Source organism: Prauserella muralis (genome assembly GCF_003202285.1).
Taxonomy (GTDB): Bacteria; Actinomycetota; Actinomycetes; order Mycobacteriales; family Pseudonocardiaceae; genus Prauserella_B; species Prauserella_B muralis.
On sequence record NZ_MASW01000005.1, the window covers coordinates 875,456 to 895,335 of the forward strand.

The following is a 19,880-nucleotide window of genomic DNA, read 5'->3' on the forward strand; positions in this document are numbered from 1 at the left end:
CGCCTACTCGCTGCAGGTCGCGTTGTGGATGGGCTTCGACTGGCTCGTGTAGACGCCCGCGCTGTTCGCGCCCTGAACCTGGAAGCAGTAACCCTTGACGGGATCGACCTCGATCCGGTACTCGGTCGCCCGCTGCACGAAGATGGTGCGCCGCTGCTGCCCCTCGGCCGCGACGACGATCGCGTAGTCGAGGGGCTCGCTGCTGCTCCACGACAGCTCGACGTAGTTGCCCTTGTCGACGGGGTCGGCGAGCTCGATCTGCACGGGCGGGACACCGGGCGCGGCCGGTGCGCTCTGCTCGGGAACCTCGGCAGCCCCGCGCACGTCCAGCTGAGCCGGCTGGTTCAGCAGCAGCACGACCACGGCGACGGCGAGCACCGCCAGCGCCCCGGTCGCGGCGAGGACGAGACCCGCCCTCGGTTTGCCGCGGGGCCGGTCGCCCGGTCCGTACTCGACGAGCAGGTGGCCGCGCGGTGGGCCGGGCGGCGCCGGAGCGGGGGGCGGCGCGGCGGCCACGGGAATCGGCTGCGTCGGCGCGGAATCCGCCACCGCGCCACCGAAATCGTCGAACGCCGGCTCGGCCCGTGCGGGCCCTGTCATGGCGCCGATCCTGGCTGCCACCGTCGCGGCATCCAGAGGCCGCGCGTCGGGGTTCTTCGCCAGCAGTGCCGCGACGAGCTGCCCGAGCCCGGCAGGCAGATCGGGCCGTTGCAGCGGGACCACCTCGCCGCTGAGTGTCCGGAGCAGCTGGTCGTCCGCCTGCTCCCCGGGCCGCCCCTGGTGCGGGGAGGCGCCCGAGAGCGCGAAATACAGCACCGCGCCCAGCCCGTAGAGGTCGGTCCGCTCGTCGCGGGTGCCGTCGCGCACCGTCTCCGGTGCGAGAAAGCCGGCGGCACCGGTGACGTCGCCCGCGAACGCGTGGCGCAGCGCGAGCCCGAAATCGGCGAGCACCGGCTCCCCTGACGGGCGGAACAGGACGTTGCCCGGGGTGACGCCTCCGTGCATGATGCCGGCCCCGTGCGCGGCCGCGAGCGCGCTCGCCAGCCCACTGCCCAGGGCCAGAGCGTCGTCGATCGTGAGGGGACCGAACGACGCGACCAGCTCCGGCAGCGACTGCGCGCACAGCTCCATCCGGAGCGCGCAGCGGCCGTCGGGCAGCTCCTCGACGCCGTCGGCGACGAGGACATGGGCCCGGGTGCGCACGTCGGCGAGGCCGCGCAGCTCGGCGTCGAGCTCACCGCGGGTTCGCCGGTCGATACCCCCGGGAAAGACCTTCAGGGCGAACGCCGTACCGCTGTGCGCATCGACGCCCGCGAACACCGTGGCGACCGGGCCGTCGCCAAGGGGAACCAGTTCGTCGCTTCCGGAGAGCATCGTCATCGCGCTGGTCATTGTGGCGTCATCCCGTCGTGTCCGCTAGCTGCCGTCCCGGTTCCGCCGCCGTCCTCGCGCCGCGATCGTAAGCAGTGCTCAGGTGCAGAGCGGGCATCACGGCCGTTTGCTGCCACCACCCGAGGCTTCGAAGGGGCACGACGGATGACCACCACACTCGTCAGGGTGACGATCGACGCGCCCGCCCGGCGGCTCGACCTCGCGTTGCCGGAGCGGTCGACCGTGGCCGAGCTGCTGCCGGGCCTGTTGCGGCGTGCGGGCGAGAACCTGCCCGACGACGGCGTGACCGACGGCGGCTGGCTGCTGCGCCGCGCCGACGGCACCGCGCTCGAACTCGGCACGACACTGGCCGCCTGCGGGCTCCGCGACGGTGAGGTGCTGCACCTCGTGCCGCGGCGCCTGCACTGGCCGGAGCTCGAGTACGACGACCTCGCCGACACGATCGCCCAGGGCAGCGGCCGCACGGGCCGCCTCTGGGGCCCGGCGCACACGCGCGCCGCGGGACTCGCGGCGGGCGGGTTCGCCACCCTGCTGGCGTTGCTGGCGATCGTGCGGGCGGGACCGCCCTGGGCCACGGCGGCGTGGGTCGCACTCGGCACCGGCCTGCTGCTCCTGCTGGCGGGCACCGTCCTGGCGAGAGCGCTCGGCGACGCGGGCGCCGGTGCCGTCGTCGCGGCGCAGGCGTTGCCGTTCTCGTTCGCCGGTGGCGCCCTGCTGCTCGGGGCGGGCCCGCAGCAGGCCGGGTTCGGAGCCCCGCACCTGCTCGCGGGCTGTTCGGCGCTGCTGATCGCGTCCGTGCTGGGGTATGTGGGCGTGGTCGACCGCGCCGAACTGTTCCTCGCGGGCAGCACCGCGGGTGGCGTCGGAGCGCTCGGGGCGTGGCTGGCGACGCTGGACGCACTGGACGGCGTGGACGGCGCCGCCGTGGCGGCCACGGTGGTGCTGCTGTTCTCTCCTCTGCTCGGTCCGCTGTCGATCCGGCTGGGCAGGGTGCCGATGCCGGTGCTCCCGCGCACGACCGCCGACCTGGTCCGCGACGATCCGCAGCCACCGCGCCGCGCGGTCTACGCCGCGGTGCTGCGCGCCGACCAGCTCTTGACCGGCATGATCGCCGGGTCTGCCACGGTCGCCGTGGTGTGCCTGCTCGTCGTCGCACGGGAGTCGAGCACGTCGGTGATCGTGCTGCTGTCGGTGCTGTCGGCGGGTTTCTGCCTGCGCGCCCGCCTCTATCCGGCCCTGCGGCACCGGGCGCCGCTGTTGTTCACCGGGGTGTTCTGCGCGGGCGCGCTCGCGGCGGGGCCGGGGATGAGCGCCGCCGGGACCCTGCTGGCCGTGACCGCACCCGCCTTGCTGCTCGCCGGCGGGCTCGCCGTCGCGGCCGGGCTCCGGCACAGCGGGAGTGCCCCGAGTCCCTTCCTCGGCCGGTACGCGGAACTGCTGGAGGTGGCGATCGTGCTGGCCTGCGTGCCGGTGCTGTGCGCGGTGCTCGGCCTGTACGGAATCATGCGCGGGCTCGGAGGGTGACGCCGTGTCGTCGAAACGCGATCTGCTGCAGGCGCACCAGTTTCTCGCCCAGCGCACCACCTCGGCACTGGTCACCCGCGACCCGGATCCGGAACAGCCGCCGTTTCGCAGGCCCGGTGGGGCGGCGCTCGGCAGCATCGTGCTCGCCGTGCTCGCGCTGGCCGGGTTCGCGGTGTTCGGACTGGTCAACCCGGGCGGCAACTCGGCCTGGCGCGACCGGCCCTCGGTCATCGTCGCGAAGGAGACCGGGGCGCGATACGTCTACCTCGGCGGGACACTGCATCCCGTGCCGAACTACGTCTCGGCGCTGCTGGCGCTGGGTGAGCATGCCGAGACGGTGTCGGTGTCGAGCGACTCGCTGCTGGGCGTGCCGCGCGGAGCGAGGATCGGGATCCCGGACGCGCCCGACGCGCTGCCCGGCAGGGACAAGCTGCTCACCGGCGGCTGGAGTCTCTGCTCCCGCCCCGTGCCCGACGAGACCGGGCAGAGCACGGTGGCGTCGGTCCTGCTGGTCGGCGAGGGCGCGCGCGGCGGCAGGCCGGTGGGTGAGACCGCCGTGCACGTCGAGGTTCCCGGCACCGGGGAGCAGTACCTGATCTCCGGCGGCTACCGGCACCGCATCGACCATCCGGGCCCGGTGGCCGTCGGGCTCTCGCTGCAGTCCGAGCCCACGGTGCGCGCCAGCATGCCGCTGGTGGACCTGCTCCCGGCAGGCGAGCCGATCTCTCCCATCCGGCTCGCGGGCACGGGCTCGCGATCGACCGCGGTGCCGGGCCGCGACGACCTCCGGGTGGGGCAGCTGCTCGTCGTCGAGACGTCGGGAGGCACCGAGCACTACCTCGCGGACGCCGACCGCCTGCGGCCGATCTCCCCGTTGCAGTACGACCTGCAGCGCGCCGATCCGCGGACCAGGAAGGCCTACCGCGATGGTGTGCCGTCCGGCATCCCGCTGAGTCCGGCCGCGGTCGCCGGCGCTCGCGTGACACCTGCCGGCGACACCGGTCCGGCGGCGGCGCCCCGCGTCCGGCCGCGGTTCGCCGGCGGGGACACGCTCTGCGCGACCTACGAGCCGGGGTCGGCGACGCCGGCGCTCCACGTCGACCCCCGGCTGCCCCAGACCGAGGCTCTGGCGACCGCGGGCCGCACGGCTCGTGGCATGCCGATGGCGGACGCGATCCACGTCGAGCCCGGCCGGGCCGCGGTGGTCGAGGCGATGCCGAGCGCGGACGCCCAGGCCGGCACCGTCGTACTGGTCACCGATCAGGGCGAGGCATTCCCGCTGGCGGGCCGGGAGGTGCTGGACATGCTCGGCTACGGCGAGGTGCGTCCCGTCCGCCTGCCTGCGGCGATCGTGGCCAGGGTGCCGATGGGCAGCGGGCTCGACCCGGCGGCGGTGTTCGTCGCGGGCCGGCGGTGAGCAGCCGTTCCCCGGTCTCGGGTCACGGCCGCTCGGCAGGAGGCGGGGGAACGACGAACAGCTCGTCGGGCAGCTCGTCGCGCACCGGCCCGCGTGCCGGGAGCACGGCGCGACGGGGCTGCCAGCGGGACCGGCGCCCGCGGAGCAGGACCAAGGCCACGGCCGCTCCCAGCACCGCGACCGCGAGGGTCACGACGGCCGCCACCCGGGAGGCCGAGATGCTGCCGTCCCACCACGCGGAGGCTCGCGCCTGCGCCGGGTCGGTCGCAGGCCGCTCGACCGGGGACGGCGGGGACGGCGGGGCGCCGACGAGACCGTCGGCCACCGCGCGATACGGATTGACCAGCCCTGCGCCGTAGGCCTCGCTGTCCAGGCCGCCGGGAGCAGGCGTCGCCGTGGCGAGAATCCGCTGCACCACCTGCTCCGCCGACAGCTCCGGCCGCGCCGATCGCACCAGCGCGGCCGTCGCCGCGACGAACGGCGCCGCGAAGCTCGTGCCGTCCTGATACCGGTGCCCGCCCGCACGGGCGGCCGCGAGCACTCGCCCACCCGGTGCGACGATGTCCACCTGGGGACCGATCTGAGAACTCGGCAGGCGGGTTCCGGTCACGTCGACCGCGCCCACCCCGAGCACACCGTCGTAGCCCGCGGGATAGGTCGCCGGGCCGGGCACCTGGCCCTGCTGGGCGTTGCCCACGGCGGCGACCACGACCACGTCCCTGCTCTGGGCGTGCCGGACGGCGTCACGCACGAAGCGGTTGTCGAGGCTGCCCGCGACGGACAGGTTGATGACGTCGGCGCCGTGGTCGGCCGCGTACCAGATGCCACGGGCGAGCACCTCCGGGTCGATGGCCTGCGCCGTGCCCTCACCGGTGGCGTCGCGCTCGCTGACGCGCACCGGCAGGATCGTGGCATCGGGGGCAAGCCCGGCGAAGCCGATGCCCTCGGCGGGCCGCGCGGCGATGATGCTGGCGACGGCCGTGCCGTGCGAGACGCAGTCGAAGCTGCCCGGCAGGTCGCCGACGAGGAAGAAGTCCTGGCCGCGCAACACCTTCCCGGGTTCGCGCAGCTGCGGATGGTCACTGTCCACGCCGGAGTCCACGACCGCGACGACGACGCCGCTGCCCGTGGCCTGCCGTCGCACTGCCTGCGCGCCGAGTGTTCGCTGCGCCCACGGCAGCTCGCGGACGACGGGGCTCGCCGGGCTGGGGTTGTCGCACGCGCCCGGTGGTGGCGCCGCCGCGGCGGCACCCGGGCCGGCCACGGAGCCGGCGACGGCCGCCGCGAGCGCGGCGGCCGTCGCGGTGCTGAGCCTGCGCATGGCCCTACCCGGCGGTCTCGTGGCCGTCCGTGCCGGTCAGCCGGGTGAGCGCGCCGCTGCCCGTGGCGTCGGCGGCCCGGTAGTCGGCGACGCAGCAGAGCGCGTCGTCACACAGCGTCCGGTACGCGGCGGGAATGCCGTCAGCCCTGGTGGTCAGCCGCTCCGCGAGCGGCCGGTACCGCTCCAGGAACGCCTGCGCGATGAGGTCGCCGCCGATTCCCGCCTCGCTGGCCCGCAGCGCGTGTTTACGCTTCTCCCAGGCGCCTGCGAAGTCCTCGCCCGCGGCGCGCAGCCGGTTGAGGTTCGCCGTCACCGCGTCCGGGTCCATGTCGTAGCCGGCCATCACCGTTCTCCCTCGATCTTCGTGCCGAGCTGGTGCAGGAACGCATCGGTGTGCACGTCGGTGCCTGCGCGCTTCGCGGTGGGCGGCAGGTAGGCACGGGTGAGTTCGAACAGCTCGTCGTGCGACTGCGCGACAGCGTCGGCGATGGTGTCCACAATGGCCCGCGCGAGCGCCCGGGAATCCTTCGTGCGGTAGATCCGGGGATCCAGGTAGAGGTCGCTGAGTTCACCACGGCCCACGACCGTGGCGCTGATCAGGCCGTCCGGGGAGTCCGCCGTCACCTCGATGTCGGCGATCCTGGCCCGGATCTCGAGGAGATCATCGCGCAGCTTCTCGTATCCCGCCCTCCGCGTGGCGGCGTCGATCATCGGCCCTGCCATCACTGTCCCTTCCTTCCCTGCTCTCCAGCGGTTTCCGCCTCACGGCCCGGTCCGAGTCGAGGGCGGACAGCATCTGTGCGAAGTCGGCCGCGATCTCGTCGGCCTGGTCGAGCGTCGCGGTCGACGTAGCCCGCAACACCGGCGTTCCGGTGGGTGAGGCGCTCTCCACGAGAGCGACGTACTCCTCCGCACGGACGAGCCGCTGTGACTCCTGGGCGGTCGCACCGCTCAGGCGGAGCACCTGTCTCAGCCGTGGCCCCCGAGGCCCTTGCCAGCCGCGGCGATCGGTCACGACCGCGGCCGGCTGGGCCGCCGCGGCGTTGTCGGCGAGCTCGGCCAGCGCCGTGCCCGGTCGCACCACCAGGCACTCGACCACCACGGTGGCGGTGAAACCCGAGCCATGTGTGTCGAGTTTGAGCGCGAGGAAGGCGACGTCGAGGTTCAGCTCGCCCGGTGACAGCGGCTGCCAGCCGGCGGGCAGGGAGAGCTCGAGCGATCCGGGTGATGGCATTGTTTCCCTTTCCTCAGCCGAAGGCCCCGCGCCGCACGGAGTCCAGGCTCTGCAGGATCTCGTTCACGTCGACCTGAACGTCGAAGCCGAGCCCGCCGCCGACGATCGGCGACGCGCTCACCTTGCCGTTGAGATCCAGCGTCCCGTTCTCCCAGCTCGGGTCGAATTCCACGTCGATGCCAGGCCCGAGCCGGGCTTCCGGCGTGATGGACGCCGACAGCGGCCCAGCGTCGATCAGGGGGATCTCGTCGAGATTCGCCTTGATGCCGCCCTGTGTCTCCACCTTGACGAGGGGGTCCTCCGAGCCCGGCCGGTTCAGCTGACCGGAGCCGTCGACGCCGAGGGAGTAGTCGCCCTGCACCGCACCACCGAAGGCCTCCCACCTGCCGTGGTCGGCGTGCGCGTGCCCGTCGACACTGCCGATCGTGTCACCGCCGGGCCCCGTCGGTGGCGAGACACCGGCGTCCGGGCCTTCCGGCTTGATCGTCAGTAGCCACCTGCCCGCGTCCTGCACGGCCTCCCCCGTTCCGTTGACGAGCCTTCTGAGCTCGTCCATCACGGGGTTGTCGTCACGGGGATCCAGCGGGCCCCAGTCGAAGTTGCCGTCGGCGGCCTGCGTTGCGCCGTCCCGGGAGCTCTCGGCCGTCCCGAGTGCCGGTGCCGCCTGCCGGACGTTCTCCGCCGCAGTCGCATACCGTTGCTGGTTCTCGGCGGCTGCCTGGTGGGCGAGGTGCTGGCGAGCGAGGTCGTGTTCCCCCGCCGACGACAACATGGTCTGTGCTTTCGCGTCTTCGGCCTCGTACTGAGCGGTGGTCGCCTGGCCGTCTGCCCTCGCGCTGTCGATCTCCGCGGCGCTCGTCCGCGCGTACTGGCTCATCGCCCGCGCGTCGGCCGCGATCTCGTCTGCCTCGGCCACCGACTCCGCCGAACGCGTGCGCGCCTGCTCGCCTCCCGCGTCAGGCCAGTCCTCGGTGGTGACGTGCGCGAAGCGGTCGGCCTCGTCACGTGCGGGCTGCAGGTCGTCGCCCACACCCGCCGTCGAGTCGGCGATCTCGTGCAGCTTGTCCGGCGGGTGCGGTGGCGTGGCGATCGAGTCGACGAGGGAGCTGAACTCGCTCTTCCCGCCTTCCTGACCTTCTGCCGGTGCTTCCTGTGCGGGGGCCTCGGCGTTGTGGTACTGAGGCCCGGCATCGTCCCGTGGCGTCTCGGAGTCGCTCGGTGAGCCGGGTTCGTCCCCTCCGGCATCGGCCGCGCCTTCGGTGGCCGCCGCATCCTCGGTGGCCGCGTCCTCGGTGGCCGCGGTACCTTCGGAGGCTGCGGTGTCCTCAGTGGCCGCGGCGTCCTCGGTGCCTTCGCCGGCCGCGGCGTCCTCGGTGCCTTCACCGGCCGCGGTGTCCTCGGGACCCTCGGCCGGGCTTTCGGCAGCCGGCTCGGCCTCGGCGCCTTCGGCGGCACCAGGGTCCTCGCCCGCGTTGGCAGCGGCCGCATCCGCGGGCTCGGCGCCTTCGGTGCCCCCGCCACCCTCCGGCGCGCCGGATCCGGCGCTCGACGGTTCTGCGGGTGCCGGCTCGGGGGCCGGCGCCGGGGCACCTGCGGACCCGCCTTCACCTGCCTGCTCGGTCATGGTCGATGCTCCTTGGACGGCGAACCGGTCTGTTTACCGCGATCCAGTCTCGCGAACGCGAGACGCGAGCAACGGGCGTTGGCCTGTTCCGGTCATCCGGAAGGACCGGCACGCCACAGAAAAATGTCCCGGTGCACTCGCGCGCACCGGGACATCGTCGGCGTGTGCCGTCACATACCCGAACCGAGCCGCCCGCAGGAACGCTGCACCGCGGCCATGTTCTCGTGGTTACAGGTCTGCACGCCCTGGTTCATCGCCTGCATCAGCTCCTGCCCGGCGGCCATCACCTGCTGGCAGGCCTTGCTGATCTCGGCGAACTGGCCACCCGCCTGGTCGAGCCAGTCGGCCTGCGTCATCCCCGAGGCCTGGCCCCAGGAGTCGATCGACTGCTGAACACCGTTGACGCAGCCGTTCATGTTGGCCGACAGGGCGTCGAGCGCGCCGAACATCGCGAGCTTACGCGTCATGGCTCACTCCTTTCCGTTGTCTCCTTGGTCCTGATCAGAGGGCACGCAGCAGTCCGGCGAACGCGTAGGTCCCGGCGGACGAGTCGCCGCCGTCGCCGTCACCGCCGTCACCGCCGCTGTCGTCGTCCTCGTCCCCGCTGTCGCCGCCTCCATCGGAGTCGCCGTCGCCGAAGCCGAGGTCGGACAGGTCCCCGTCGCCGAGGCCGAAGCCCGAGTCACCGCCGCCGAGGCCGAGATCCGACCCGAGACCGCCGCCGAAGCCGAACCCGCCGAACCCGCCGCCCCCGAACGCGCCGTCACCGATGCCGGCGAAGCCCGCGGCACCCTGCTGGTCGACATCGATGTAGTCGTTCATGGCGAACCTGGTGTCCTGGCCCAGCTTCTCGAGCTTCTGACACAGGTTGCGAATCGCCATGTCCCACTTCTTGTGCGCCACCAGCAGCGCCTGCGACTGCTCCATGTTCCACTGCGCGGGAATCACGGAGTTCACTTCGCCCTCGAGCCGGCCGCGGTGCCCTTCGATCTCCTGAACGACCACCGCTGCCATCTGCACCACGCGGGCGAGTGTGTCTGTGTTGGCGTCCATCAGACCGCCACCAACGAACACAGTCTTCTCCTTTCCGTTCGTACGGCTTGCGCCGTCCCGTGCCCGCGACACCGGCGGACATGTGCCGAGCTAACCGTGTCCGCGCCGAGAACAGGCTCGTGCGGCACGTTCCTGCCACGCACCCGCGGGCGACGGCGACGGCGCAGAAAATCACCGGGGTCGGAACTCACGCGAAGGGCATGGTTGATGGGCGCCGTCGTCGTACGCAGGCCGGTTCGCAGGCCCGCACCGGAAACCCCGGCGGGCGAGCTGATCCTGGACTCTCCGCCCGAGATCCCGCGTCCGGGAGGCAGGCAGTGGACGCAGCTGCTCATGGTGATCCCGATGATCGCCATGATGGCCGCGATGATGCTGCTGTTCTCGGGGAGTTTCGGCGGCAGCTCCAGCGTGCTGCGGCTGGTGGTCATGGGCCTGTTCGGCGTCGGCATGCTCGGCATGCTCGGCATCGCACTGCTCAACTCGTCCGGGCCGGGCAAGCGGGAGATGGGACAGCACCGGCGGGACTACCTCCGGCAGCTCGGGCAGCACCGCCTGCGGCTGACCCGCGCCATCCACCGGCAGCGGGACGCCCTGGTCTACCTGCACCCGGAACCGGCGAGCCTGCTCTGCCTCGTGGCGAGCCACCGGCTGTGGGAACGCAGGCCCTCCGACGCCGACTTCGGGGTCGCACGGATCGGCGTCGGACCACAGCGCCCGGCGATCACGCTCGTCCCGCCCGAGGCCAAGCCACTGGAGCGGCTGGAGCCGCTGTCCGCACTGGCACTGCGCCGTTTCCTCACGACGTACACGGCCGTTCCCGGACTGCCGCTGGCCATGGCCGTCAACGGGTTCAGCCGCGTCTACGTCCGCGGCGACCACACCCGCGGACTGGCGCTCGTGCGCGCGGTGCTCTGCCAGCTCGCGTCGTTGCAGACTCCCGACGACCTCCGCGTCGCGGCCTGCCCGGGCCCGGTCGCGCACGCGCGGTGGGACTGGCTGAAGTGGCTGCCGCACGCGCTGCACCCGGAACGGACGGACGCCGCGGGACCGCTGCGGCTCGTCGCGCCCTCGATCGTCTCGATCGAGGCGATGATCGACGACCTGCTCGGCAACCGCGGGCGATTCGATCCCTCGGCGGACCGCCGCGACACGCTGCCGCACATCGTGGTGGTCGTGGACGGCGGTTCGACCGGCGGCTCCGACAGCGTGCTGACCGAGGGCGGGCGCGAGGGGGTCACGGTGATCGACGTCGGGGGAACGCCGCCGCGTGCGCTCGACCCCGCCACGATCGTGCTGCACGTCGGCGAGGACGGCGCGCTCGCCAGCGAGACCATCGAGGGCGCTGTGGAGCTCGGCTGGGCCGACGCCCTCGACCTGCCCGCGGCGGAGGGCATCGCCCGGCAGCTGGCACCGCTGCGGGCGAGCGCGGACAGGCGCGGTGACGCGCCGATGAGCACCACCCTGGACCTGGCCGAGTTGCTCGACATCGGCGAGGTCCGCGCGTTCGACCCGGCGGCCACCTGGGTGCCGCGGCCGACCAGGGACCGGCTGCGGATCCGGTTCGGCGTCCGCACCGACGGGACGCCCGTGGAACTGGACCTCAAAGAGTCCGCTCTGGACGGTATGGGACCGCACGGCCTGCTCATCGGGGCGACGGGATCCGGCAAGAGCGAGCTGCTGAGGACGATCGTGCTCGCACTCGCCGTGTCGCATCCGCCGAGTTCGCTGAACTTCGCGCTGGTCGACTTCAAGGGCGGCGCCACCTTCGCGACACTGGACGAGCTGCCGCACACCAGCGCCGTCATCACCAACCTCGCCGACGAGCTCCACCTCGTGGACCGCATGACCGACGCGATCAACGGCGAGCTGCTGCGCAGGCAGGAACTGCTGCGCGCGGCGGGCAACTACTCCTCGTTGCGCGACTACGAGCGGGCCAGGGCGACCGGCGCGCCGCTTCCGGAGGTGCCCACACTCCTGGTGATCTGCGACGAGTTCAGCGAGTTGCTGTCCGCCAAGCCCGACTTCATCGACATGTTCGTCCAGATCGGCCGGGTGGGCCGCTCGCTGGGCGTGCATCTGCTGCTGGCCAGCCAGCGCCTCGACGAGGGCCGCCTGCGGGGTCTGGAGACACATCTGTCGTATCGCATCGGCCTGCGCACGTTCTCGGAGCTGGAAAGCAGAACGGTGCTCGGCGTCGGCGACGCCTTCACGCTGCCCCGGGCGCCGGGCCACGGGTTTCTCAAGTGCGACAACGATGCGCTGATCCGCTTCCGCTCCGCCTACGTCTCGGGCGCGCTGCGCACACCAGAGCCGGGACTGGCGGGCACCGGCGACGACGGCGCACGCGATCTGCTCGCCTACTCGACGCGGTACCTCCCGCCCGCGCTCGACACCGGCGACACCGACGGCGATCCGCCCGCCGAGGAGACGGCCGTCGGCGAGAGCCTGCTCGACGTCCTCGTCGAGCGCATGCGCGGCCACGGCACACCGGCCCACCAGGTCTGGCTGCCACCACTGGGTACGTCACCGACGCTCGACCAGCTGGTGCCCACGCTCGTGCACAGCGACGACCGGGGCTTCTCCTCGGCACACGAGGGGCTGGCGGGCCGCCTGCGCCCGATCGTCGGTGTGGTCGACCGGCCGCTGGAGCAGCGCCGCGACCCGCTGGTGCTCGACCTGTCCGGGTCGGCCGGTCATGTGCTCGTGATCGGCGGCCCGCAGTCGGGCAAGAGCACCGCCTTGCGGACGATCATCACCAGCCTCGCGCTGACCCACACGCCCCGCGAGGTGCAGTTCTACTGCCTCGACTTCGGCGGCGGGACGCTCAACTCCGTGCGCGACCTGCCCCACGTCGGCGGGGTCGCGGGCAGGCAGAACGCCGCGGCGGTGCGCAGGACGATCGCCGAGATCCGGGGCCTGATCGCGCGGCGGGAACGCGCGTTCGCCGAGCACGACATCGACGGGATGGCGGCCTACCGGCGGCTGCGGAGGGAGCGGGAAGGCGGCGACGCCTGGGGCGACGTGTTTCTCGTCGTCGACGGATGGGCGACCTTGCGGACGGAGTTCGAGGAGCTGGAGGCCGCGGTCGCCGACATCGCCGCTCGCGGCCTTTCCTACGGCGTCCACGTGGTGGTGACGGCGGCCAGGGCGTTCGACCTGCGGATGAACATCAGGGACCTGTTCGGCAGCAAGCTCGAACTGCACATCGGCGACCCGGTGGACAGCATGGTCGACCGGGCTTCGGCGATCAAGGTCCCCGAGGACGCCCCGGGGCGCGGAGTCACGATGACCAAGCACCAGCTGCTCGTGGCACTGCCGCGGGTGGACGGCGTGCGCGCTGCGGACGACCTGGCCGACGGACTGCGCGAGCTGGTGCGCACCGTGTCGTCGGCGTGGCCGGGACCGGCCGCTCCGGCCGTGCGCCTGCTGCCGGCCACAGTGCCGTACGCCGAGCTGGCCGGAGCCCACGACGCCGCGGCACACCGGCTCGCCGTGGGAATCGCCGAGCAGGACCTCGCACCCGTGCGGCTGGAGTTCGGGTCGGAGCCGCACCTGGTGCTCCTCGGCGACACCGAGTCGGGCAAGACGGCGTTCCTGCGTTCACTGGCCCGCGCCATCACCGGCGCCTACGAACCCCGCCACGCGAGGATGATCGTGATCGATCACCGCCGTGGCCTGCTCGGCGACGTCGAGTCGGAGCACCTCATCGGCTACGGCACCGACCGGGACTCGACGTCGGTGCTGATGCGGCAGGTCGCCGAGGAGATGACGGTGCGGCTACCGGGCAAGAAGGTCACTGCCGAGCAGTTGCGCGACCGGAGCTGGTGGCAGGGCCCGGAGCTGTTCGTCCTGATCGACGACTACGACCTCGTGGCCGGACAGCTGGAGAATCCGTTCCTGCCCCTCGTCGATCTCCTGCCGCAGGGCCGTGACATCGGGCTGCATGTGGTGCTGGCCCGCCGCACGGGCGGCGCGAGCCGGGCCCTGTTCGAGCCGTTCATCTCGCGGTTGCGCGACCTCGGCTCGCCGGGCCTGCTGCTGTCCGGCGACAAGGACGAGGGACCGCTGTGGGGCGGGCTCAAGCCCGAGGTGCTCCCGCCCGGCCGGGCGTGGCTGACCGGCAGGCGGCACGCGCCGCAGCTGGTGCAGCTGGCCTGGGTGCCCAGGAACGACCACCGATGATCGGAGAATCCATGTGCGAGGCACGGCACGCGATGCACGGAGACCCGGAGGCCATGCGGCGCTTCGCCGAGCGGCTCGCCGGAATCAGCGCGCCCGGGGCGATCGCCCCGCCGCCGCAGGCGCAGATGTGTGAGGGCGGTTCCCAGGCCTGCTCGGCGTTCACGGCCGCCGACATGCTCGCCACGCTGCGGCTCGCCGGCTTTCTCGCCGAGACCGGTGAGGCGATCGAGACACTGCGCGCGGCCGCGGCGGTGGCGGCCGAGGACTACCTGGCCACCGACCAGGCCGGGGCGCAGGCCGTCACGGGCGCGGTGGCCGCCGTCGTCGTCGTGGAGGACTGACGTGGACGACAGCGACTACGCACGTCTTCCCGCCATGGTCCAGTACGCCGTGGGTGACGTGGAGGCGCACCAGCACCTTCCCCGGGTCGAACGCGCGAGCCGGATGTGGCGAGACGTCGCGGAGGAGCTGAGCACGCTGGCGGACTCGCTGCGGCGCGAACTCGACTGCCTGCGAGCGACCTGGCACGACGCGACCGGTGCCGAGCTCGTCCGCCAGGCCACGCGGTGCCACGCCGCGGTCGAGGAGGTGCTCTCCAGAATCCTGCGCCACCGGCCGTGGCTGGCCCTCGACGACCTCGCCAGGCAGTTGCTGCTGACCCGCGCCCGGCTCACCGGCACCGCGGAACAGACCGGCGCGCAGGCGCGCAGCGACGCTGCCGAGCAGTTGCGGGAGCTGGACCGCTACTTCCTGGCCGCCGCGGAGGCGGTCTCCGGTGCGGCGGGCGAACCCGGGCCCTCCGCCGGTACCCGTGCCGTCCCTCCGGGCTCCGCCGGGGAGGCGTGCTGCGCGGAGCCCGCCGGAGCCCTGCCGACGCTCGCCGGGTCCGCCGGGCCGGGCGGGTTGCCGTCGGTGCCGCTGGGCCCGGGCTCCGGTTCGCCGTTGCCGCCGGGCAGCCTCGCCATGCCGGGTCTGGTCGCGGTTCCGCCCGGCTTCCCGGGCGCCCGGCCCCGCCCCAACCGGTCCCCTGCTGCCGCGGGCTCGCCGCCAGGGCCCGTGGGCGCGGCGTTCGATCCGAGCACCCTCGTCGGGGGACGGCTCGGCCCGGGTGGGCCAGGCCCCGGTGGGCTCGGCCCGGGCAGCGCGCCGGCCGGCTCGCCGCCCGGTGCGGCGGCGACCCCGGAGGTCCCGCCACGGATCGAGCAGGCCGCGCGGCCGGTGCCGTTGTCGGCTCCGCAGTCCGCGCCGGACGCGCCGCCGGCACCCGCCGGCCCTGGCACGAGCAGCCCGGGTTCGGCGGCGGCCACCGGCTCCGGCCGGATGGTCCCGCCCATGATGATGCTGCCGATGGCCCCGGCGGGCGGCCGGGCGACCGGTGGCCGCTCCGGACCGGCCCGGTCGCTGGAGGACACCGAGCGTCCCGCGAAGAAGCCGGTGGCGGCACCGGGCGTCCCTGCGCGGCTCCGTGGCAGGTCGGCACTGGGCGATCCCGCGGCGAGCGGTGTCCGCCCCATCGTGACCTCCGGCGCACGGCCCAGCTCGCCGCCACCGGCCGAACAGCAGGCGCTCGACCGTGAGGTCTGGCAGGTCGAGAACCGGGGCGGCACCTCGCCCCTGCAGCCGCAGCCCGTCGAGGCACCGCCGCGGGTCCGCCGTCGGCGGCCGTGACCCGCCCTCCCCCCGCCGCCGACCACCGGTCCGAACACGAGGTACCCATGCGCGCACAGACGATCGCCCCGCTGGCCGCCGCGCTGGCGCTCGTGCTGGCAGGTTGCTCCCAGCACAGCGACGAGCCGGGCACACGCCACCGCACCGCGCCGCAGGCGAGTCCGTCCCCGGCTGCCACCACGACGGCGGCCCCGAGCACGGACCACACGCGCTTCGTCTGCCGGACCGTGGACGCCGCGGCGTTCGATCAGCTCCTTGCCGCGAGCCTGGCCGTCGCCGGCGACACGAAGGGCCCGGCGTTACGGGCCGGTGTCGCGGCGAGCTACCGGGATTTCGCGGACCGGCTGGCCCAGGCGGCGCCGCTCGCTCCCGCGACGCTGCGGTCTGCGTTGACGCGGTGGGCGTCCACCAGCATCGACGTGGCGCGGTTCGTCACGGAGAACCAGCCCCGGCCGGGCCTTGTCGTCGACTTCGGCCCCGCGGAACCACGGTGGAACGCCGCACGCGAGGCCGCCGAGAAGATCTGCGGGCATCCACTCCCGCGACTCGACGACTGACCGGCGGTGCGCTCGCCGCCGAGGAGCGGGTCGGCACCGCCGGCGCCGCCGGGCTAGGTTGTCGAGACGTCCAGGACCGCCGCCGTCTCGGTCGTCGCCGTCACCGAGAAGACGACAGTCGTGTCACCCGTTCCGAAACGCCCGGTCCCGGCTCCGCTGAGCCGGATCAGACCGCTGCCGTTGACGATCCACACGGTGCCCTCACTCACCGCGGTCGTGAAGCGGTTTCCCCGGACGGTGACGTCGACCGGCGCGGACACCGTGATCTGGCAGCCGCCATCCTGGCAGGCCGCGACCTTCCGGCCGTCCCGCGCGGGCGGCAGTGTCGTGGTCGGGGGCGCCGACGACGGCGCATCGCGTGGCTCGCACCGTGGCGCGAGGGCGTAGGCATCGGCCAGTGCCGGGTGCCTGCGGGCGAGGTCCGGCAGGCCGGGCCCGGCAGGCACCGCGGCGGCGACGGTGCGCGCCGCCTGCCTCGCCCGTGCCCGGAGCTGTTGGAGGCCGATGTCGTGCGGGGACAGCATCGGCGCTTCCCTCGGCAGCCGCGCCCTGGCCTTCCGCAGGCCGGACAGCAGCTCCGACCGGTAGGCGTCGGCCTCGGCGATCCGGGTCCGGGGCAGGCCCACGAGTGGTTCGGTGAGCGACTCCACGTCGGAGGCGACAGCGGAGAGGTAGTTCGCCAGCTCCATGCTCTCGAACGGCGCGAAGCGCGGATCCTTGAGCAGCTCGTCGCCGGGCTCCGGCAGCTCCGCGATCGACTGCGTCGTCGCGCACAGGGTGTCCGCCCAGCGGACCAGGTCGCGGGTCGCGTTCGTGGCGAGCGCGGGCGGCCGCGGCAGCGGGCCGCAGGCGGGAGCCAGCTGGTAGGACGCCCGCAACGCCCGGGAACCGGCGGCGAGCCGGGCCAGCGCGGGCCGCTGCCTGCCGACGCGGTCGACGAGCGCCGTGACCCGGGCCGCGGGCAGCTGGTCGCGCGCGTCACCCTCCGGCAGCTGGTCGGTGAGCCGCTCGAGGTTCCGCGTCAGGCCCGTGACGTAGGCGTCGGCCTGCCGGATGCCGGAGGGTTCGAGCCCGTCGAGCGCTGCCAGCACGCTGTTCACCTGTGTGGCGACCTGCGTGGCGTAGTAGGAGGATCCGGCGTGGGAGCGCAGTTCGTCGACCACCTTCACGTTGGCGCAGACGGCGTCCGACCACGCGACGAGGGTCCTGCTCGGCGGCCGGTCCTGCGGGGTGCGGGGCGGTTGCTCGGTCGCTGAGCAGCCCGCGACGAGGAGGAGGCCGACGAGGAGCGCGGCAGCCGGGCGCGTTGGCATCAGGTGTCCTTTCGGGTCTTCCGGTGGCGCCGACCGTAGCCAGGTCACCGCGGGCCGTCGCGGGTCGTGACACGAACCTGCCACGTCGCATCCGGGGCCGATCGGGCTGCGGGTGCGTCGGCGGCGGCTCTGCCGGGAACCCGTCGGCTACCGTCGAGGTGGGAGGCAGCCCATGCGGAGTTCGTTGTTCGCCCACCGCCCGGCCGCACCGGCTGGAGGCAGGCGAGCGGGATGGTTGCTGCTCCTGGTCTTCCTCGTCGCGGAGGCGGTGTGGCTGGCGGCCTCGGTGCTGGTCCTGGTGCCGTTCGCCGTGGCCGATCCCGCCCTTGCCGACCGGCAACGGCTGACGATCTGGCCACTCGTGACGCTCCTGGTCGTTCCGACGTTGCTCGCCGCGCTGGTGGCGGTGGGCGGCACCGCGCTGCTGGGCGGCGGGTCCCGGCAGCACCGTGTGCGCCGGGAGCTGGCACTGCACTGGGACTGGCGCGACATCCGGGCCGGTCTGCTCATCGGGCTGGGCGGGCTGCTGATCACCGTGCCCGCGGCGGCGCTGTGGGCGACCTGGGCGGGCAGCGACGCGAACTCGGCGGTCGGCGAGGCGTTCGAGGGCAGGCAGCTCGCCCCGGCCGCTGCGGTGGTCGTGTTCCTGGCCGTGTGGCTGCTGGCGCCGCTCGGCGAGGAGGTCCTCTATCGCGGTGTGCTGTGGCGGGCCATGGAACACTGGCGATGGAACCGCTGGCTCGTCTTCGCCGTCACGACCGTGGTGTTCTCGGTGGCGCACCTGGAGCTGCTGCGTACGCCGCTGCTGCTCGTGATCTCGATCCCGGTCGGGCTCGCCCGGCTGTTCACCGGCAACGTCCTCGCCAGCGTGGTCGCCCATCAGACGAACAACTTCCTGCCCGCGGTGGGCCTTCTCCTGGCGACGACCGGCTAGCGGCCTCGACCGCGGGACCTCCCGCGCTACGCCGCCCGGGGGATCTCGCCCGCCCTGGTCCGCGCCTGGCGGCGACGCCGCGCCCGGCGCACAGCCCAGGCGGTCACGACGCCGGCCTCGCGGCCACCACAAGGCAACCGGCCGCTACCGGCCGAAGGGGCCCCTGCCCTCCGACCTGCCGCCGTTCACCCCGGACGCCGGAAAAGGTCTGGAGAACGCCCTGTCCGAGGCGCTGGCGCGGCGCGACCAGCACATCGGTGTCGAGCGCCTGGCGCTCAGCCCACCGGGCACCGGTGGGATGGTGCCGCCGACCCCGTCCGCGCTCGGCACGGCGGCCCCGGCACTACGCACCGCGATCCTCCACCGATACCAGCAGGCTGACTGACCTCAGCGGCGCCCACCGAGTGACGGCAGGAGCGCCCGGTCGTCAGCAATGCGCCAGCGCACGGATCACCTGACCCGGCACGTCGTTGGATCGGGCCCTCGCACCGGGGCGTCCTTGCTGCTCGCGGCGCGCCCCTGCCTCGGCGGACACGCAGGCGAAGTTGGCCTGGCGTCACGTCCAGTCGCTCTGTTACCGTCACTGTCCGAACAGTGGTTCGGATATACCTTTCATCTGTTCGGCAGAATGTGCGGCAATGACGGCGAGACATCTGCGGAGGCGACCATGGCTGATCGGAAACCGTCCGGCCTGACCAGGCGAGGGCTGTTGAGGCGGGCGGGCGTTGTCACCTCCGCCGCCGCGACCGCGGCGCTGGTGCCCCAGACAGCCTCGGCAGAGTCCGCGGAACGACGACGCCTCGGTACACCGGTCCCGGAGCCGATTCCCCCGCAGGTGCCCGTGAAGGAAGGCACCGTGGAGGTCCCCGGAGGGCACCTCTGGTACTGGGACACCGGGGGCGAAGGCCCTCCCGTCGTCCTGGTCCATGCGGCCTCCGGCAGCGCCGAAAGCTGGCCCTACCAGCAGCCGGTGCTGGCCAGGGCGGGCTACCGGGTCATCGCCTACTCCCGGCGAGGGCATTACGGATCCTCGGCCTTCTCCGACGGCGACGCGCCGGTGGGGGCCGACGATTTGGATGCCGTCGCAGAACACCTGGGGCTGGACACGTTCCATCTGGTCAGCGCAGCGCTCGGGGGCTACTACGCGACCGACTACGCGCTCCTGCATCCAGAACGGGTGCGCAGCTTCACGGTCGTCAGCAGCTTCATGGCCATTCAGGATCCCGGGTACCTGTCGCTCACCGGAGGCTTGCGTCCTCCGGAGTTCAACGCGCTGCCCACCTACTTCAAGGAACTCAGCCCCTCGTACCGCGCGGCGAACCCGGACGGGCTCCAGCGGTGGCGCGACATCGCCGACCGAGCCCGCCTGGCGGGCTCGGCGTACCGCCATGTCGTCGCCACCGAGATCACCTGGGACAGGCTTGCCGAGCTGAAACCGCGGACGCTGCTCGTTACCGGCGACTCCGACCTCTACCTCCCGCCACCGGTCATGCGGTTGATCGCCCAGCACATCGACGGCTGCGGCACCGTGGTGTTCCCCGAGATCGGCCACTCGGCCAACTGGGAAACGCCCACGCCGTTCAACCGGCTGCTGCTGCGTTTCCTGGCCGGAGCACGCATCCGCGCCGGCGCACGCTGACCCGTATCCCCCGCAACGCCGA

The 19,880-nt window shown here is 73.2% G+C and carries 17 protein-coding genes; 8 read left to right on the forward strand and 9 right to left on the reverse strand.

Annotated elements, in window-relative coordinates:
* Nucleotides 1–3: 3 nt before the first annotated feature.
* Entirely contained in the window at nt 4–1,392 is a 1,389-nt protein-coding gene (locus tag BAY60_RS24950; protein WP_245992792.1) for a serine/threonine protein kinase, read from the reverse strand.
* 144 nt (nt 1,393–1,536) lie between these two features.
* On the opposite strand from BAY60_RS24950, the gene eccD reads away from it, so the two are divergent.
* Both eccD and eccB read left to right on the forward strand, forming a co-directional pair.
* Entirely contained in the window at nt 1,537–2,916 is a 1,380-nt protein-coding gene (eccD, locus tag BAY60_RS24955) for a type VII secretion integral membrane protein EccD (protein ID WP_112283438.1), read from the forward strand.
* Between the two features lie 4 nt (nt 2,917–2,920).
* A complete protein-coding gene (gene eccB / locus BAY60_RS24960) occupies nt 2,921–4,333 on the forward strand; it encodes a type VII secretion protein EccB (RefSeq protein WP_112283439.1) in 1,413 nt (470 codons plus the stop codon).
* A 22-nt stretch (nt 4,334–4,355) separates the two neighbouring features.
* On the opposite strand, the gene mycP is transcribed toward eccB, so the two are convergent.
* From mycP to BAY60_RS24995, 7 genes are all read right to left on the reverse strand, one after another.
* Nucleotides 4,356–5,654 (reverse strand): type VII secretion-associated serine protease mycosin, encoded by a 1,299-nt coding sequence (gene mycP, locus BAY60_RS24965; protein ID WP_112283440.1) that lies wholly within the window; start codon nt 5,652–5,654, stop codon nt 4,356–4,358.
* A gap of 4 nt (nt 5,655–5,658) precedes the next feature.
* Nucleotides 5,659–5,997 (reverse strand): hypothetical protein, encoded by a 339-nt coding sequence (locus BAY60_RS24970; protein WP_112283441.1) that lies wholly within the window; start codon nt 5,995–5,997, stop codon nt 5,659–5,661.
* Nucleotides 5,997–6,377: a YbaB/EbfC family nucleoid-associated protein gene (locus BAY60_RS24975; RefSeq protein ID WP_170160533.1), complete on the reverse strand. Its 381-nt coding sequence runs from the start codon at nt 6,375–6,377 to the stop codon at nt 5,997–5,999. Before BAY60_RS24975 ends, BAY60_RS24970 begins: the two co-directional genes overlap by 1 nt.
* Complete coding sequence (locus BAY60_RS24980; RefSeq protein WP_112283443.1) at nt 6,316–6,888, reverse strand: hypothetical protein; 573 nt, start codon at nt 6,886–6,888, stop codon at nt 6,316–6,318. The genes BAY60_RS24975 and BAY60_RS24980 overlap by 62 nt, the downstream gene beginning before the upstream one ends.
* Nucleotides 6,889–6,901: 13 nt before the next feature.
* Entirely contained in the window at nt 6,902–8,512 is a 1,611-nt protein-coding gene (locus BAY60_RS24985) for a WXG100-like domain-containing protein (RefSeq protein ID WP_112283444.1), read from the reverse strand.
* A 170-nt stretch (nt 8,513–8,682) separates the two neighbouring features.
* Nucleotides 8,683–8,979 carry a hypothetical protein gene (locus tag BAY60_RS24990; RefSeq protein WP_112283445.1) on the reverse strand — a complete coding sequence of 99 codons (297 nt, stop codon included), beginning with the start codon at nt 8,977–8,979 and terminating at the stop codon, nt 8,683–8,685.
* A 34-nt stretch (nt 8,980–9,013) separates the two neighbouring features.
* The gene (locus tag BAY60_RS24995; RefSeq protein ID WP_112283446.1) at nt 9,014–9,565 is read right to left on the reverse strand and encodes a WXG100 family type VII secretion target; all 552 of its coding nucleotides are present in this window, start codon (nt 9,563–9,565) and stop codon (nt 9,014–9,016) included.
* Nucleotides 9,566–9,772: 207 nt separating this feature from the next.
* Between BAY60_RS24995 and eccCa the strand changes: the two genes are divergently transcribed.
* Genes eccCa through BAY60_RS25015 form a run of 4 tightly spaced genes read left to right on the forward strand, consistent with a single transcriptional unit; the run spans nt 9,773 to nt 15,972 of the window.
* Complete coding sequence (gene eccCa, locus BAY60_RS25000; protein ID WP_112283447.1) at nt 9,773–13,747, forward strand: type VII secretion protein EccCa; 3,975 nt, start codon at nt 9,773–9,775, stop codon at nt 13,745–13,747.
* Nucleotides 13,744–14,088, forward strand: a complete 345-nt coding sequence (locus tag BAY60_RS25005) for a hypothetical protein (protein ID WP_245992793.1) — start codon at nt 13,744–13,746, stop codon at nt 14,086–14,088. The genes eccCa and BAY60_RS25005 overlap by 4 nt, the downstream gene beginning before the upstream one ends.
* 1 nt (nt 14,089) lies before the next feature.
* A complete protein-coding gene (locus BAY60_RS25010) occupies nt 14,090–15,415 on the forward strand; it encodes a hypothetical protein (protein ID WP_112283448.1) in 1,326 nt (441 codons plus the stop codon).
* A 47-nt stretch (nt 15,416–15,462) separates the two neighbouring features.
* Nucleotides 15,463–15,972: a hypothetical protein gene (locus tag BAY60_RS25015; protein WP_112283449.1), complete on the forward strand. Its 510-nt coding sequence runs from the start codon at nt 15,463–15,465 to the stop codon at nt 15,970–15,972.
* 53 nt (nt 15,973–16,025) lie between these two features.
* On the opposite strand, the gene BAY60_RS25020 is transcribed toward BAY60_RS25015, so the two are convergent.
* Complete coding sequence (locus BAY60_RS25020; protein ID WP_112283450.1) at nt 16,026–17,285, reverse strand: hypothetical protein; 1,260 nt, start codon at nt 17,283–17,285, stop codon at nt 16,026–16,028.
* A gap of 172 nt (nt 17,286–17,457) precedes the next feature.
* On the opposite strand from BAY60_RS25020, the gene BAY60_RS25025 reads away from it, so the two are divergent.
* Together BAY60_RS25025 and BAY60_RS25030 are read left to right on the forward strand one after the other, a co-directional pair.
* Entirely contained in the window at nt 17,458–18,219 is a 762-nt protein-coding gene (locus BAY60_RS25025) for a CPBP family intramembrane glutamic endopeptidase (protein ID WP_112283451.1), read from the forward strand.
* A gap of 841 nt (nt 18,220–19,060) precedes the next feature.
* Nucleotides 19,061–19,858, forward strand: coding sequence for an alpha/beta fold hydrolase (locus BAY60_RS25030; protein ID WP_245992794.1), 798 nt, complete (start codon nt 19,061–19,063; stop codon nt 19,856–19,858).
* Nucleotides 19,859–19,880: the final 22 nt, after the last annotated feature.